The organism is Streptomyces sp. SDT5-1 (assembly GCF_052245995.1).
In the GTDB taxonomy this organism is placed as follows: Bacteria; Actinomycetota; Actinomycetes; order Streptomycetales; family Streptomycetaceae; genus Streptomyces.
This window is the reverse complement of record NZ_CM125963.1, coordinates 592,257-608,223: the sequence shown is the minus strand read 5'-3', so window position 1 is coordinate 608,223 and position 15,967 is coordinate 592,257. Positions and strand designations below refer to the sequence as shown.

Sequence of the window (15,967 nt, the reverse complement as noted above, 5' to 3'; positions counted from 1 at the left end):
TCTCGTGACCATGGAGGAGGAGCAATGTCCACGGACGTCAACGAGAGGTTCTACGCAGAGCGCTCCGCGCGCATCGCGGAAACCGGAGCCGTGCGCCGCGACGACGGCACGTACGCCGCCACCGTCGGATACGACACGGGCGAGGTGATCGGCAAGGACGGTCTCGACACCTCGACCGGTACGGCCGCCCTCTACACCACCACCCCCGCGTGGCACGGACTGGGCAACGTCATCCCCGGAGGGATCACGGAGATCGACACCGTGCTCGGGCTCGCCGGGATCGACTTCCAGGTCGAACGGGTCCCCGCCTGCTACGAGTGGCGCGGTGAACTGCGCCGCGACGAGGGCAAGTTCCACACCGTGCGCGATGATACGGGCGCCGCGCTCGGTGTGGTCGGTGCACAGTACGCGCCGATCCAGAACCGGTCGGGCTTCGAGTTCCTGCAAGAACTCGTGAACGAGTTCGGCGTGGTCTGGGAATCGGCGGGGGCGCTGCGGTCCGGGCGGAAGGTGTTCGTCTCGATCCGCCTCCCGCGCACGATCACGGTCGACGCCGAAGGCATCAACGACGAGATCACCCCGTTCATCGCCGTGATCAACTCCCACGACGGGCGCTCCCCGTTCACTGCCGTCGTCACACCGTGGCGGCCGGTGTGCGGCAACACCGAACGGTTCGCCGTCCGTGACGCGTACACCCGGTGGACCGTAAGGCACACCAAGTCGGCCAGCGACCGGATCAAGGAAGCGCGCCGCACGCTCAACCTGTCGGTCGCCTACTTCGAACAGTGGGCGGCAGAGGAGACGGCACTCGCGCGGACGGAATTCGCCATCGATGAATTCGACCGGCTCGTCGGCGAACTGTGGCCCCGCAAGGACGACGCGAGCGAGCGCACCGTGCGCGCCGACGAGCGCCGCCGGGACACCCTCGCCGACATGTTCACCATCGAGGCCCAGCAGATCGGGCGCACGGCGTACGCCGCCGAACGTGCCCTGACCGACTACCTCGATCACGTCGCCCCGCGCCGCCCCGGCAAGACCATGACGCAGGAGATCGCCCGCGCCACGGCGCTGCTGGAAGGCACCGACGACGACACCAAGTCCAAGGCCCACGAGCGCCTGATGCGCCTGCGGACGGTGTGAGCCCACCGACCGGCCGCGCCCCGCCCCAGAGTCCCCACGACCGGGGCGCGGCCACCCCGTACATCCCTGTCCGACCCAACAAGGAGGTCAATGATGTGCTTTGAACTGGAGGTCGAGGACGCAACGCAGGGCGTGAACCTGCGTGTGGAATGCACCCGCCTTGCCATGACGCTCCAGATCATGGATGCGCTCGGCATGATCGAGCACCTGAGCCCGCCGAGGGAACCGCTCCCGGAGGACCACGGCACCACAGCCGCGCGTGTGACTGCGTTCCTGTCCACGGACTCCGAGGAGACACCGCCCGACCTCGAACAGTTCGCCGGTGCGGTCGGCGCACTCTTCGACGGACAGGCGGAGGACCCCGTGGGCATCCCCTGCTACAAGTTCAGCCACGGCGGATGGCTCCTGACGCCCGACGAGATTGCTGCGGCGCTCGGCTGGTGGACGTTGGCCACGCCTCAGATACAGGCGTACGCCCGCGAGGGACTGCCTTGGTGGTCCCAGTGGCTCGACTTGCTGATCACGGCCCGTGACCACGGCGGCATCCGCGTCTGGTAACGCCCCCCCCTTGCCCGGTGACGACCGCGCGCCGTGCCGGGCACCCGCTGTATCCGAATCACCCAAGGAGCCCGTCATGGGCTACGACATGTTCATCGAAGCTGTGCCCGCCGACGAGGCCGCCACTGTCCGCGCGGCCGAGAACGCCTTCAACGAGGCGGCAAGGGCACGAGACACGCTCGACCTGCCGCCGGACGATGCTGCCTACATGGCGGCCCAGGAAGCCGTCGAGCGCGCCTTCCGGGCGCTGAGGGAGGTCGACGTCTCGTACTTCCGCCTAAACATCTGGGGAATGGCCCGGTACTGCGAGGTCATGCAACAGCTCGGCATGGTCGTTTCCGACTACGAGCTGCCGCCGTTCCCGCACGAGCCCGAAGGCGTCCCGGACGTGGAAATCGATGCCTACGGTGACCGGGGCGAGGCGACGGATTCGCCCGTCAGGCCCGAAGTGGTCGCCTACTGGAAGCAACTGGAGGCACACCTCGCATGGCACCCCGATCCGGCCTTCGGTATCGCCCTGCACAAGTTTTGCTCGAACGACGGCTGGCTGGTCACTCCAGAGGAGATCGCCGCCGCACTGGAGAGCTACCGCGTCCACAGCGCCGAGGAAGTCAAGGTGATCGTGGGAGGCGACGCGGAAGAACTCGACTACTGGACACAGTGGATCGCCTACCTGCATCGGGCCCAGCACCGGAGCGGATTCCGCGTCTGGTGACCTGCACACCGCCCGGCGGCCGCGCCTACAGCCCAGCACGTACCGGGCGCGCGGCCGCCACGTAGTTGTCCCCGCGATAGCGGTGCGGGGCGATCCTGATCGGCTTGCCGCGGCCCGGCGCATGGATCATCCGGGCGGCTCCGATGTAAAGGCCCACGTGGGAGATGTGGGCGCGATCGCTGCCGTAGAAGACGAGATCTCCAGGGCGCAGGGTCGCGCGGGTGGGCAGAGGGCGGGCGGCGGCGAACTGTTGCTGAGCCGTACGTGGCAACGGCACTCCCGCAGCCGCATAGGCGGCGCGGGTCAGGCCCGAGCAGTCGAAGCCGGCGTCGCCCTGGGCAGGGCCGTCGCCGCCCCAGACGTACGGGAGCCCGAGCTGGGCCTGGGCGTAGGCGATCGCGCGTGTCGCCGTCGAGTTCGGTGCCGAGTGGTTCCGGTACTCGTCGGCCTGGGCGAGGACCTGGGCGACGTAGGCGTTGTCGTGGTTGTACGCCCAGAGAGCTCGGGTGACGTTCGCGCCGTTACGGGCACCGGAATCGCACAGGTAGGCCGCTGCCGCGGGGATCGCGTCGTCGGGATCGTACGGTGACGGCATCCGAGAGCCACGCCACAGGGCGGGGTGCCGGGCGACAACACCGGTGAACGTCGGCAGCAGAAACTGCATCGGCCCGCGCGCGCCTGCGGAGTTGGCGCCGCTGTGCACGCCGGGCAACGGCGAGCGCCCGTGGTCCGACTCGATCTTGCCGACGGCGGCCAGGACCGGCCAGTCGAGGCCGGGGCAGGTGGCCGCGGCGTTCGCGTACAGGGCGAGATAGCGGGCTGGAATGTCGGCCAAGGCGTGGGCGCCGGGAGGGCTGGAACCGAAGGGGGCCAGGAGACCCCCTGCCCCCGCGCCCGCCACCGCGGCGATGAGGATGACGCCGGCTGTGCCCGCGGGCACGAGACCGCCCGCCGCGCGCATCACGGCGCCAAGCGCGGGCGGCGACCGGTCGGCGCGCTAGGCGGCTGAGGCGTGGGTGGCCGCGGCGGCCCGGACACGCCGTCGAGATCGTCGCGGTCCTCCGCTGCTGGGTGTGGGGCGGTCGCTGAGGCGGGAGCGCGCAGTCCGGGCCAGGCGGTGGAGAGCTCGGCCAGGCACAGGCGCCGACCGGATTCCGTCGTCGGAACGCCCAGCGGAAGCCACCTGCGCACCGCCGGGTCGACGGCTTCCTCGCCCGGGACGAAAGCGGTGGAGGTCGTCGCCGCGGGCACGAGCGAGGGTTCTTCCAAGAGCGCGGCGGCAACGTCCAGGGCTCGACGCACCCGCTCCTCGCGGTGCGCCGTCGGGGTCCAGAACAGGACCGGAGTGGTGATCCCGCTCGTCGCCGCGAGATGGGCATAGCCGCGCAGCTTGTCACCCACGAGATCGGCCGGGCGCTCCGTGCCCCAGTCGTACTCGAGGAACCACTCGAACTCCGTACCCCGTTCACGCCACCTGCCGTACGCGTCCGGGCGGACGATGTCGCCGAAGAACCCTCGGCAGCGTGCTTCCGACCACCAGGCGGTCAACCGTCCTTCGCTGTCGCCGCGGCGTGAGCGCGCGACCAGGGTGGTGAAGAAGGTGTTCGTGGCGACGGTGTGTGCCAGGCGCAGGGAGTGGGCCAGGCCGAGCGCACGGTCGTGCCGGTAGTCCAACTCGCCGTGTTCCAGACCGTCCTGACGGGCGAGGACGGCGGCACCTCCGACGTCCAGGACATAGTGCATGGGGGCGGAGCCGTAGGTGACGAACGGCTGGAAGCGGTCCACCACACGCCACTGGTACAGGCGGAGGAGACGGAGGTTGGCGCTGCGCGGAGAGGGCCAGGCGAGCTGGGTGATCTGACCGGTGGTCAGGACCTTGTGCTCGTAGAGCATGCGGGCCAGCCAACGGTCCCGGTCGGTGAGGCGACCGGCGAGGCGGGCGACGTACTCGGTGCTGGTGGCGGCACGTGGAGTGGGGCGCTGGGGGCGGTGCCCGCGCAGTGAGCGCTGCGGGCCGGGGTGAGCGGACATGGCGTACTCCTCTGTGGGGGCAGGCTTGGTCAGGGCGCACGGCGGGGATCCCGGGGAGGGGAATCGGGCGGCGGGGTGCTTGCCTCAGGTGGCGGGATGGACGGGGCGTTGCATCGAGCGGCGCGGCGGATCGTGTCGGCCCGGCCTCGGATCGGCGGAGGCAGCTTCTGGGTCACCGCGGTGAAGGCCGGCAGTTCGGCACCGTGGACGACCGGCCGCACGGCGACGTGGAACGCGGCGAGGTGGGACAGATCGTGTTCCGTCAGCCTGGGCTCGGTGTGTCGGGCAAGGCGGCGGGCGTCCTCGGGGGAGGAGTTGAAGAAGACCTTGGTACGGGCATTGGCGCTGATCCCCTCCGCCAGATCGCTGGGGAGCTGGCGGAGGTACTGGTGGGCGAGCGTGAGCGACAACCGGTAGCCGCGGGCCTCGGCGAGCAGGTCACCCATGGCGTACGGCAAGTTGAGGAACGTGTGCGCCTCGTCGACGTACAGGGACGCGTCACGGCGCCGCGCCGGTGGACGATGAGCCCGGCGGGTGGCCGACTGCCAGGTCCTGGCGAGGATGAGCGAACCGATCAGCCTCGACGTCTCCGCTCCCAGGGAATCGCGTGCGATCCGGACCAGACAGATGTCGCCATCCAGAACGCGGCTCATGTCGACCGTCGACGGCCCTGAGGCCAGGGCTGCGCGTACGAACGGGCGCAAGAGGAAGGCCCGCAGCTTGTTCATGAGCGGGGCGGTCACATACGCGCGCCCCGTCTCGGACAAGGCGTCGTACCAAGCCCAGAACCCCCTCAGGATCTCGTCGGATACCTGGGCGACGGCGCGGCTGCGGAACGGTGTGATGGACAGCAGCCGCGGTAGGTCCGTGAGGGTCGGCGTGCCCGGCAGCATCCGCAGCGTAAGGAGGCCCGCCCGCAGGATGTCGTCGGTGCGCGGCCCCCAGGAGGCCGCGTAGACGCGCGAGAAGACGGAGACGATGTCGTCAACCGCGTGCGCCACGTCCTCGCCGTCGAGCGGATTGAGCACGGGCGGGCGATCGGAGCTGTCGGCATCGAACAGGGCGACCTTGGGGCCGAGTTCCTCCGGCAAGCGCGCCAGGACATCGTTGACGAGATCGCCCTTGGGATCGATCACTACGAGGCCGCGCCCGGCACCGGCGTCAGCAAGCGCCATGCGGGCGAGCAACTCGGACTTGCCCGCGCCGGTGGCACCGAGCACGTGGAGGTGGTGGCGGGCGTCGGGCACCCAGAGGCCGACCGGGCGGTGTGGGCTGGTCTCGGTGTGTCCGAGCGGACGGATGGTGGTTCCGGAAGTGGGAACATCGGGCGGCGGCGGCACGGAGCGAGCGCCTGCTCGCTGCAGGCCGGCCACGGTGTCGTCCCACGGGAGGTGTGCCAGGGCCGCGAGCTCGGGGATGGACAGCAAGTCGCCGCGATCCAGACGGCGTTCGGTAACGCGACGCAGTGGGCGCCGGAGCCGCACACGGCGGAGGTGATTGTGCTCGGTGAACGTCGAGAAAGCGCTGGCGATGGCGTGCCCCCTGCCGCGTAGACGGCCTCGCACACCCGCCCTGGCTGCAGCGGGCGCCTCGGTGCGAAGCGCGGCCGCAATGCCGTAGCGGATCGAGGTCTCGTACAAGGTGCCTCGCTGCTTGGCGACGATCGCTCTGTTCTGAGCGGAAGCCTCGAGCACTGTCTGCCGGTCGGCCGTCGTGGCGCGGGAGCGCGCGTGGGGGAGGCGGCCGGGAGTCAGGAGGTCCAGGAGACGGCCGACAAGACGCGGGGAGCGTCCGGTGCCGATGCGTCGTGCGGCCCGGTGCGCTCGCCGCGACCGGCGTCGGGTTGCCGGCCGGGCCAGAATCTGAACGATTGCCTGCTCCTGCCGGGCGAGATCAATCGTGGCGCCGAACAGCGCGCGGAGAGGGTCGGCCGGGAAGTCGGCGCGCAACGGCAGCGCATCGCCGCGGGAGAGCCTCAACTCGCCACCGGAGGTGAACAGCCGAAGTCCTTTGGGTGTGTCCTGAGGGAGTGGCGGCTGTGCGGAGCGGGTGAAGGTTCGGGCTCCGGGCCAGGCGGCTTCGACAGCGTGCTCGAACTCAGCCGGCAGGACCGTGCCGGGTACCCACAGGCGGAGGCGTGTTGAATCCCGGTCGAAGGCGTACTCCCACACCACATGGGGCGCTCGACCCGCGAGGCGTCGGCGCCTGGACGCAGCGAGTAGACCTGACAGGTTCTCCCAGAGGGCGGCAGCGCCTTCCGGGGCGGCGGTGGGCGGCGGGAGGACGATGATCTCGCGGGCGCGGTCGGCCAGCACGCGGCACCGACGCCGTCGGCACCAACAGCAGACTCCGATTGCTCCTGCGGCGGCTAGGAGTGCGGCTGTCCCGGCGGCAGGCCCGTACTCGGGTGCGCATCGTCTGAGGAGATCGAGCACGTCGTGGATCACGCCCCGCGGATCGCGGAGGTAGTCCGTAAGCGGGGACGTCCGGGGAGGTGACATGGCAGATGCCTCCTGGTAAAGGGCGCGAGTAGGTGTGCGCCGGCTCAGCTGGAGCCGAGATCGATCGAGTCCTCCTCGCCGGTAGGTACGGGGGCGGTAGTCAAGTCGTCTTCGGCTGTGGTCAGTTCGATCGACACGCCATCTCCGGCGCCCCCGTGGTCCTGTTCCTCGTAGGCGACGAGTTCGGCCGGGTCAGTGGTCACCAAGTAGTGCTCGGTCGCCGATGCCACGGCCTGGAAGGCGACACGTTGGGTCGCGGAGAGCAGGCCTTGGCCACGGTCGGCGGTCAGCAGGAACTGTCTTTCTCCGTCGGAGAGGTTGAAGGCACGGGTGATCTCGTCGATGGCCTGTGGGGCCTGGCGCAGCAGGATCTGGGTGGCGGCATTGGCGACGACTGCCTTGCCCAGGTCGGTCGAGAGGACGTCGGCGGTGTCCTGGGTGGCCACGGTCAGCCCGGCCCAGTGCTTACGGCTGGACTTGGCCATACGGAAGAGGAACTCGGCCCCGGCGGGCTCCTTCATCAGTGTCCAGGCCTCATCGACCACGACGAGCCGAGGTCGCCGCAGCGAAGGGTCGGAGACGCATCGCCACACCGTGTCGAGGGTCAACAGCGTGCCGATTGGCTTGAGTTCATCGGCTAGGTCCCGCAGCGAGAATGCCACGAGATGCCCCTCGGGCCGCGTGGTCGTCGGTCCCGCGAACAGCTCGGAGAACGCGCCCCGTACGAATGGGTGCAGCCGGTCGGCCAGAGCTGCCGCTGCCCGGTCCTTGGTGTGCCTGAGTGTGGTGGCGAGATCGGCGAGCAGCGGTGGCGGCCGCGTCCAGGTACGCGGATCGGCGGTGATGCCGGCTTGCTGGTACGTGCTCGCGATGGCTCGGTCGAGTGCGGCGCGGTCGGCCGGGCTCGGCGTTCCGCCGAGCAGCACCGCGAGCACGGTGTGCACGAACAACGAACGGCGTACGAGCGCGTCCCGAGGCGCGCTGAGTCGACCGTCGGGTCGCGTCCGTACCGGTAGGTCGAACGGGTTGACGCGGACGTCGCCCGCGCCCAGATGCACGTAGGAGCCGCCCACCGCACGCGTAAGGCGTGCGTACTCGTCCTCCGGATCGATCACGTGGATCTCGATCCCGCGGTACAGGGAGCGCAGCGCCTCCAGTTTGACCAGGTAGGACTTTCCGGCGCCGGAGCGCCCGAGCACCACCGCGTTGTGGTTGTCGAGGGCGAACCGGTCCCAGTGGACGAGGCCTTGACTGCCGACGTTGTAGCCGTAGAGCACTCCGCTCGGCGCGGCGACGGAGGTCGGATCGGACGGCGGCAGATCGGGGCTGGTGAACGGGAAGGCCGCCGAAAGCGCCGCGGTGTCGAAGGTGCGCCGCATTTTGATCAGGTCCAGGGCCATGGGCAGGCAGGTGAGCCAGCCCTGCAGACTTCGGTACGTCGTGGGTTTCGCGTCCATGAGCAGACTCGCGGCAAGCGACCGGACCGCGGCGACCTCGTCGGCAAGTTGGTCCCGACTGCCGGCATGCACGGTCAGGTACAGGCCCAGGCGGTACAACTTGCCCTCCCCGCGCGCCACCCGGGCGCTCAGGTCGTATGCATCCTCGGTGGCAGCCTCCACCTGCGGGTCCAGTAGACGGCCCTTGTCCTGCGTGTAGCGACGGCCGGACTCGAGCTTGGCGAGCTGACGACGCAGCCGCCGAGCGGCGGTGACTGGATCGATCGGCTCAATGTGCAGCGCCACGTCGACCCGCCCCGGATAGGTGAGCAGGGGTTGCAGCCATCCGGCCTGCACCTCGCGCGGGAATCCAGTGACGGCGAACGATGCCGTCCAGTCGCCGCTGACTTCCAGGTGCCGCGGGGCGACGGTGAGGGCATCCGGAGCGAAGGCGGCGGTGGCTGTGTCGGTGGCTGATCCCTGCCGTCGGAGCGTGCGGGGGCCGGCGCGTTTCATGGCGATCGCCTTGCGTCGATGTCTTCGTACGGGCTCGTGTCGGCCGTGATGACCGCGTCGGCACCGGCGAGCGCGGACGACGGCCGTAGGGGACTGTCCGGATCGCAGGCGGCGGCGAGAGCGGCAGTTGCCTGCCCGGCGTCGAGTGGCGTAACGGTGATGCCGATGGGGCCCAGCAGCTCGACGGCTTCGGTGAGTCGGCGGACCAGACGTGCCTCGGCCGCGCGGCGGGTCGCGTCGGTGGCAGATGGACGACGTGTGCGGTGGGTTGTGGGCAGGTGGACGCCCTGTCCAGGAGCGTCTTGACGGGTTAGCACGGGCTCGCGCAGGACGAGCAGTACCTGGCGCCGCAGAAGGTCGACACGGTCGGCGAGCGCCATGAGGTAATCGGCATGCTCGAGCGCTGCCGCCGCCAGGGCGGGGTGAGGCAGGGTCGGCGCGGACTCGTGCAGTTCGGTGACCTGCGCGCTCAGATCCAGGCGTTCGGCGCGTACGAGGATCTGCACGGGAGCGGTGAGCGAGTGGAGATATCGGCCGAAGGCGCCGATCAGGGCCTCCTGCTCGGTGGCGGTCTGCAGAGCGAAGTTCACCGTGCCGCAGACGCCGATGGCGGCGAGTCCGTCCGGGCCGAGGTCGATGACTCCGGTGTCGGTGATGCCGCGGGCAGGCAGGTCGAGCGGTACGGCATGGGTGCCTGTCGGTGAACCGTCCTCGGGGGCTGTGGCGTATCGAGCGAGCCAGTCGGGCGGCGGATGGATCCCTTCGGGAGCCGTGACCTGATGGCGGGGAGCCATGCGTTGTCGGACCGCGGCAATGAGGAGTCTGTCCAGCGACAGGCCGTCACGCCGACCGAGCGCGAGCGCGGCAGCGGCACCCGCCACGGGGAGCGCCGCGACCAGGAAAACGGCGAGGGGCAGGAACGGGCGGGCCATGATCCACAGTGCGTAGAGCACCACTCCGGTGACCGAGAGGATCAGGAGCTGGCGGGCGGTGAGGCGTGCGAGCACCGTGTCCTCACGGTCCACGTCGGCGGGGATGCGGACCGCGTATCGCGGCTGGTGCGGGGTGGGGGTGCTCATTGTTCTCGCCTCCAGGTCGGTGGCGGAGGAAGAGGACGGCTGCTGGAAGGCGTCGTCGGCGGTGGGACGGGCGGGGGAGCACGGAAGGCTGTGGCCGGGGGAGATGCGATGCGTGGTGGCAGCGGGCGTGCCGCAAGCGGGTTCTCGGGCGCCGGGGCTCGGAAAGTGGCGGGGCCAGGGGGCCACGGTCGTTGGGAGGAGGCGCCAGGCCATCGGCCGGGGCTGCTGGTGTGGGCGCCAGCTGAGTCCGATGAGTGAGGAACAAGTGGTACCGCGGAGTGCATGAGCGGCGCCCGGAAGGCAGGTGGACCTGGCGGACCGGTCGGTCGGGGCCAGGGCCTGGGTGGCGCGTCGGGCGAGGGCGGATCACCGGGGCCGCGGAACGCCGACGGAGGCGGGGGGCTGCCGTTGGAGCAGGCAGGTTCGCCGGCTCCGGCCGGTGACGTAGGTACCGGGGCGCGGAACGAAGGCAGTAGAGGCGCGCGCCGAGGGCGGTAGCCGGCCGAGCCGTGCGAGGTCGTACGCGGCAGGCGCGCCCCCTCGCGGGTACGTCGCAGCGCTGCTGCCGGCGAAATGCCGCTGGGCGGCGGCGGGCTGCCAGGCACTGGCGAGCCGCCGGAGAACGGGGAAGACGGCGAGCCGCCACTGCCGCCGCCCCCGCCTGCCCCGCCTCGGCCGCGCAGAGCCCCGAACGTCCGGTAGACGACGTAGGTACGGACAAGACCACCGATGAGCGAGCGGCCGTGGCTGCCGCGTACCGATCCGAGAATCCAGAACGGAATCTTGAACAGGACGTAGAACAGCGAGAGCGCGACGAGCAGATCCACCAGACCGCTACGGTTGCCGCCGAACACGGCGAACGCGGCGTTCGGCGAGAGGAAGAGCCGTAGCGCGGTGATCAGCGCGAGCGACTGGACGACCTGGATGGCAAGGACCCCGCCGAACGCCCTCCACCACCAGCGGGCGATGCCCTCGGTCTGCGGCAGCGCGTGGCACATAAGGGCCAACGGGGCACCAGCGATGAGGATCACGGTGAGGGTGAGCCGGACGGCGTAGCCGACGAGAAGCGCCGCCAGCGTCCCAGCGATGGCGAAGCCGATCAGAACGAAGAACAGGCTGCCAGTGTTGGCGTTGAGCGCGGCAAGGACGAAGGTCTGGAGCGTGGCCGCCGCTGCGCCCGTGTCCACGCCCTCGCCCATCACCGCAGCGGACAGGGCGTTGGCCAAGCCGACCGCTTTACCGGCAAGGAACAGCGAAAGACCGGCGATCAAGAACCCCAGCGGAATGCGTGGGACCAACTCCTTGGCGGAGTACCGGGTCTGTACGGATCCGTGTGCCATGAGGACCACCCCGGCGGCGGCCACCAGAAGTACGTAGCAGGCAATGGAGATCTGCCAGGAGTTGCTCCACAGTTCGCCGAGGCGGGGCAGCGAGGAAGGGCTTGGTGTCGTCAGCAGGGTCCGGCCGAGGAGATCGAGCAATGGGTTGAGGGCCGCGTCCACGGCGCTGCGGAAGAAGGAGTTGAGCGCGCTGGTGATCCCCTTGGCGATCCAGCCGGTGATGCCGCCGGGTGCGCTGTCCGGCGGCGGAGTGGCAGGCTGGGGCGCGGGCTCCGGTGCGCTGGGACCGACGGGTTGGGGGATGCAGTCCGTAGAGGAACAAGGGCTCGGGGCGTCGGAGGGCCCGCGGGGGAGAGGTAGAGAGTGAACAGCAGAGATGCTGGGCGGTGCGGCGGCGTGGGCGGTCTGGGTGGGGGTCGCCAGCGTGCTGAGGGCGAAGATGAGCGCGGCGGCGCCGAGCGCAACCGCCGCAGGGCGATGCAGTCGCCGTGTGCGACTGCCACGGTTCGGTCGAGCTGCCTGGGCAGGGTTTCGGGCCATCAGTTGCCCACGATTCCCTTGAGGATCTCCACGATGAGCGGAGCGAGGGCGGCAAGCCCGTATCCCCACCCCGCACTCTTGAAGGCCGTCTTGGCCTTCTCGACTTCGCCGGGGTCCCCGCCGGCCATGACGTAGCGCATGCCACCGACGGTCAGGAACACCGTCGCGAGGCCGGCAAGGATCCCCATGATCCAGTTGCGGATGTTGTTGAGGACCTGGTTGACGGACTTGGCGAGCGCCAGGGCCGGACTGGGGTCGGCGGCTGCGTACGCAGAAGTGGCGTAGACGAGAAGCACGACCGCGAGTACGGCTAGTGCAATGCATCGCCGGAGAGCGGGGCGCAGTCCGGACCGGGTGTGGTTGTCCGACTCGGATCGGACTGCGTCGGACTCGACACGGCCGCATCGGACTCGACCGGACTCGTGGTCGGTCCCTTCTGCATCGGGTCGGACGCAGACCGTGGACGCGGCGGACCGGCGAGTACGGGGCGGCCATTGAAGTAGAACGTTGGTCATGGCGGGTCTCCATGGACGGACTGAACGTGCCAGCGGCGGTCGGGGTGTAAAGCCCTGTCATGCGGACACGGCTGCCTCGGTTGGCGCCGTCCGGAATCCGCAAAACGGCATCCCGCCTGCGTCGGATGTGTTGCCAGGCCTTGTGCGATGGCCGGCGTCCGGCTGATGGCTGGTTCTGGATAACCGGGCAGACGGCTGACCAAGTCCGGGAACAGCCGGCAGTCCGCGTACGGCCGAGGCTGCCCAGAGGCTCGGTTGTCGAAGGGCGTCGGGGGTCGCTGCTGTGAGCGAAGAAGCAGGGAGCGTTTCGACGTCTGGTTTCCATGTCCAGTACTCCTTGATGCGAAGAAGCAAGGACCTGGAGTCAGACAGAAGAGCGACAAGAAAGAGGCAAGCCGCAGAAAGTTCGCGCTCCTATGCGGCTGGCGTGGAGTAGAGGATTTGCGCTTGCCGAGGGCGACGGGGTCTCCGCTCCCCCGAGAGCTACGAAAGGGAGTGCTTTTCGGTGCTTAAGCTGAAATTAAGTGGGAGGGCGGAGGCTTGCTCGGGGCGACCAAGAAGTGTTTGCGGGACAGCGGTCGCCCCGGCGATGCGTCTTAGGCCCGGGCTCTCTTGGCGCTGCCGGAGCCCCTCGTCTGGTCGTGCCGCAGTGGTGGACGCACCATCGACCGCCGTCGGATCCCGATACCGGTCCAAATTCCTAGGGCGCGAGACGCGTCGTCTAGCAGGACGAACCAAGCGTGTCTACGCCAAAAGCCTGCCGCGCATCGAAGCAGGCTTCACAACCGATGGCCGAAAGGCGGGGCGATTGGCGGAGTACTGATCATGGTGGTCAGGTGGCCTTCATGGGTTAGCGGAGGCGGGTCCGTCCATCTTCTTTTCAAGCCTCCAAAGAGAGCGTGACCTGGCCTGAGCGTGGCTCGGTGATGATCACCTCGGCGGTGACGCGTCGACCGGCTTCGACTACCTCGCGGGGATGCTCGATCCAGCCAGGGGCCAGGTCCGGCACCCGGATGAAACCGGTGCACAGGCCGTCCGGCTCGCCGTCGACGTGAACGAAGACACCGAAGTCGTGCACGGCGGCGACGGTGCCCTCCACGACCTGCCCTCGTTCAAGGGCGAGGAGGAAGGACCGCAGGGCTGGAATCTCGCATGCCCTCGCGGAGAGCAGCAGCTGCCCGTTCCGCCACCGCCCGATCTCCTCGGCGTCGATCTCCTGGCCAACGTCGAACACCTGGGGCGGGTTCTCCACACGCCGCATCGCCACTTCGTGCCGAGGGATCCGTCCCAACTCGGCGCCCGCAGCGCTTCCTTCGGTGTCGGCGAGCCGCACCAGGACGTCGCCTCCGTCGAACCCGAGGACGAGCACTCTTCGTACGGGTCCCGTCCCGAGCCGGTCGGCCAAGGACCGCAGACGTGGATCACGGGCGGGTTCGGACATGGGGACGAGCCTATGCGGTTCCTCCTTGGGCCAGAGGCCGCGCCGTATAGACGGTCGCTGTCATAGGGGCGGTCACCTCGCCGGTTCCGAGGGTGGCCGTCATGGCGCGGGTGACGGCGGCGCCGACGGCTTCCGCGTCCGGGCGCGCGGCGAGCGCGGCGCTCACCGGTGTGCCGGTCAGGAACCCGGTGGCGGCGGAGGCGGCCGACTCCGCGACGCCGTCCAACGTCACTTCCTCGGCGGCGTCCAGACCGAACCCCGCCGCCGCGAGATCCTCGGCCACCACCGCCAGGTCGGTGTAGCCGTGCGGAATGTCGCGGAGGAAGGTCGGCGCGCCATCAGGGATCGCGGCTTCCAGGGCGTCCTGGAAGGCCGCACCGAACCCGTGCGAGGCCACCGGCCCCCAACTGCTGAACAGGAACCGTCCGTCGGGTACGAGAACCCTGCGCGCCTCCGCGTAGGCACCCGGCCTGTCCGGGAAGAACATGACGCCGAACTGGCACAGCACGAGGTCGAAGGATCCGTCGTCGAACGGCAGCTTCTGCGCGTCCGCCTGCCGCCACTCCGCACGCGGCTCCTGCGCGGACCCGCGACTGACCATGGCGTCGTTCAGATCCGTCGCGAGGACGTGGACACCCGGTGTCGCGTCGAGCACGGCGGTGGTGAGGGCTCCGGTACCGGCGGCGAGCTCGAGCACGCGGCGGGGGTGCAGGGCTGCCGCCCGCGCCGCCATCTCGGCGGCGAACGGTCGGAAGAACACCGGCACGAGGTGACGCTCGTAAGCGTCCGGCATGGACTGCGTCCACCGCCGGTCCGCATCGTCTGGGCTCACACTTCTGACGGTACTCCGGCCTTCTGGGATCCGGCAGTCCGAGCCGCGCCACCGGCGACGGGCGCGGCCCGCCGGACGCGGTGCCGGCGGTGGGTGAGGAGGAAGACGAGCAGACCGAGCAGGGTCATGGTGGCTCCGACGACGGCCAGGGCGGGATAGTCGGACGTGCGGTCCAGGACCCGGCCGCCGACAGCCGAACCGAGCGCGACGCCCGCGTTGAAGGAGGCTGCCGCCAGCGCCGAGACCAGCACGGACGCCGCGCCCGCCAGGTGCAGCACGTACGACTGCAGCGGTGGCACCATGCCGAAGCCCGTGCCGCCCAGCAGGACGAGCAGGACGAGGACGGCCGGAAGCAGGGACCCTAGGGCCCACAGGGCCAGCAGCGAGACGACGAGCGCGCTCAGGATGACGGTCACCGTGCGGATGACGGAACGGTCGGCGAAGCGGCCGCCCAAGGCGTTGCCGGCGATCAGGCCGACGCCGAACAGGAGCAGCAGCCAGGTGACCGAACCGGCCGACACACCGGTCACACCGGTCAGGTACGGCGCGATGTAGGTGTAGACGACGAACAGACCTCCGTAGCCGAGTGCGATGGCGAGGAATGCGGCCCACAGGGCTCCGTTGCGCAGCACCCCGAAGCCGCGGTCGTCGGACGCCGCCTCTCCGTCGTTGGCCTGCTTGGGGAGCAGCAGCCACATGGCGGCGGCGCCGATCGCGGCCAGCGCGGAGACGACCCAGAAGGCGGCTGACCAGCCGGCCGCACGGCCGACGACGTTGCCGATGGGAACGCCGATGACGTTGGACACGGTGAAGCCGGTGAACACCACGGCGATGGCCGACGCCCTGCGGTCGGGGGCGACCAGACCGGTGGCGATGGTGACGGCGGTTCCGAGGAACCCGCCGAGCATCGCTCCCGCGACGGCGCGGGAGAGGGAGACCACGACGAGCGAGCCGGCCAGGGCGGTGACGGCGTTGGCGAGCAGGAACACGCCGGTCAGGCCGATGACGAGCGGCTTGCGCGGCAGGCGCATCGTGGCCGCGGCGACGAGCGGACCGCCGATCATGGCGCCGAAGGCGAAGCTGGTGGTGACCCAGCCGGCCGTGGACACCGGCACCCCGAGGTCGCCGCTGATGAGCGGCAGCAGACCGTTGGGGACGAGTTCGGCGGTGCCCAGGGCGAAAGCGGTGAGTGCGAGAGCAAGGATGGGGACTGGCATGCCACCGATCGTGAAAGGTGCATGCACCACCTACCAGATCCCGCTTCTTCCGTCCCTCGCGGAGGGTGGCACTCCCAGGGATATGTTGCGGCGCATCGCTCCGGTT

Annotated in this window: 13 protein-coding genes; 3 read left to right on the top strand and 10 right to left on the bottom strand. The window is 69.8% G+C overall.

The features are described 5' to 3' along the window. The first annotated feature begins 24 nt into the window (after positions 1–24). The 3 genes from ACTWJ8_RS02820 (at position 25) to ACTWJ8_RS02810 (ending at position 2,413) form a co-directional block, all read left to right on the top strand. Positions 25–1,140 (top strand): DUF932 domain-containing protein, encoded by a 1,116-nt coding sequence (locus ACTWJ8_RS02820; RefSeq protein WP_443262720.1) that lies wholly within the window; start codon positions 25–27, stop codon positions 1,138–1,140. Between the two features lie 93 nt (positions 1,141–1,233). After that, a complete protein-coding gene (locus tag ACTWJ8_RS02815; protein ID WP_443262719.1) occupies positions 1,234–1,698 on the top strand; it encodes a hypothetical protein in 465 nt (154 codons plus the stop codon). Positions 1,699–1,774: 76 nt separating this feature from the next. Continuing rightward, on the top strand, positions 1,775–2,413 hold the full coding sequence (locus ACTWJ8_RS02810; protein WP_443262718.1) for a hypothetical protein: 639 nt from the start codon (positions 1,775–1,777) through the stop codon (positions 2,411–2,413). 25 nt (positions 2,414–2,438) lie between these two features. On the opposite strand, the gene ACTWJ8_RS02805 is transcribed toward ACTWJ8_RS02810, so the two are convergent. From ACTWJ8_RS02805 to ACTWJ8_RS02760, 10 genes are all read right to left on the bottom strand, one after another. Then, the gene (locus tag ACTWJ8_RS02805) at positions 2,439–3,353 is read right to left on the bottom strand and encodes a C40 family peptidase (protein ID WP_443262717.1); all 915 of its coding nucleotides are present in this window, start codon (positions 3,351–3,353) and stop codon (positions 2,439–2,441) included. 20 nt (positions 3,354–3,373) lie between these two features. Continuing rightward, a complete protein-coding gene (locus ACTWJ8_RS02800) occupies positions 3,374–4,444 on the bottom strand; it encodes a replication-relaxation family protein (protein ID WP_443262716.1) in 1,071 nt (356 codons plus the stop codon). 29 nt (positions 4,445–4,473) lie between these two features. Beyond that, complete coding sequence (locus tag ACTWJ8_RS02795; RefSeq protein WP_443262715.1) at positions 4,474–6,759, bottom strand: type IV secretory system conjugative DNA transfer family protein; 2,286 nt, start codon at positions 6,757–6,759, stop codon at positions 4,474–4,476. A gap of 230 nt (positions 6,760–6,989) precedes the next feature. Continuing rightward, positions 6,990–8,897 (bottom strand): VirB4 family type IV secretion system protein, encoded by a 1,908-nt coding sequence (locus ACTWJ8_RS02790; protein WP_443262714.1) that lies wholly within the window; start codon positions 8,895–8,897, stop codon positions 6,990–6,992. Continuing rightward, positions 8,894–9,976 carry a PrgI family protein gene (locus ACTWJ8_RS02785; protein WP_443262713.1) on the bottom strand — a complete coding sequence of 361 codons (1,083 nt, stop codon included), beginning with the start codon at positions 9,974–9,976 and terminating at the stop codon, positions 8,894–8,896. Before ACTWJ8_RS02785 ends, ACTWJ8_RS02790 begins: the two co-directional genes overlap by 4 nt. Beyond that, positions 9,973–11,478 carry a hypothetical protein gene (locus ACTWJ8_RS02780; protein WP_443262712.1) on the bottom strand — a complete coding sequence of 502 codons (1,506 nt, stop codon included), beginning with the start codon at positions 11,476–11,478 and terminating at the stop codon, positions 9,973–9,975. The genes ACTWJ8_RS02785 and ACTWJ8_RS02780 overlap by 4 nt, the downstream gene beginning before the upstream one ends. Before the next feature lie 377 nt (positions 11,479–11,855). After that, the gene (locus ACTWJ8_RS02775) at positions 11,856–12,200 is read right to left on the bottom strand and encodes a pilin (RefSeq protein ID WP_443264786.1); all 345 of its coding nucleotides are present in this window, start codon (positions 12,198–12,200) and stop codon (positions 11,856–11,858) included. Between the two features lie 1,051 nt (positions 12,201–13,251). Continuing rightward, a complete protein-coding gene (locus ACTWJ8_RS02770; protein WP_443262711.1) occupies positions 13,252–13,812 on the bottom strand; it encodes a S1 RNA-binding domain-containing protein in 561 nt (186 codons plus the stop codon). 10 nt (positions 13,813–13,822) lie between these two features. Further along, complete coding sequence (locus ACTWJ8_RS02765; RefSeq protein WP_443264784.1) at positions 13,823–14,605, bottom strand: class I SAM-dependent methyltransferase; 783 nt, start codon at positions 14,603–14,605, stop codon at positions 13,823–13,825. Between the two features lie 35 nt (positions 14,606–14,640). Next, a complete protein-coding gene (locus tag ACTWJ8_RS02760; protein ID WP_443262710.1) occupies positions 14,641–15,861 on the bottom strand; it encodes an MFS transporter in 1,221 nt (406 codons plus the stop codon). Positions 15,862–15,967 lie beyond the last annotated feature (106 nt).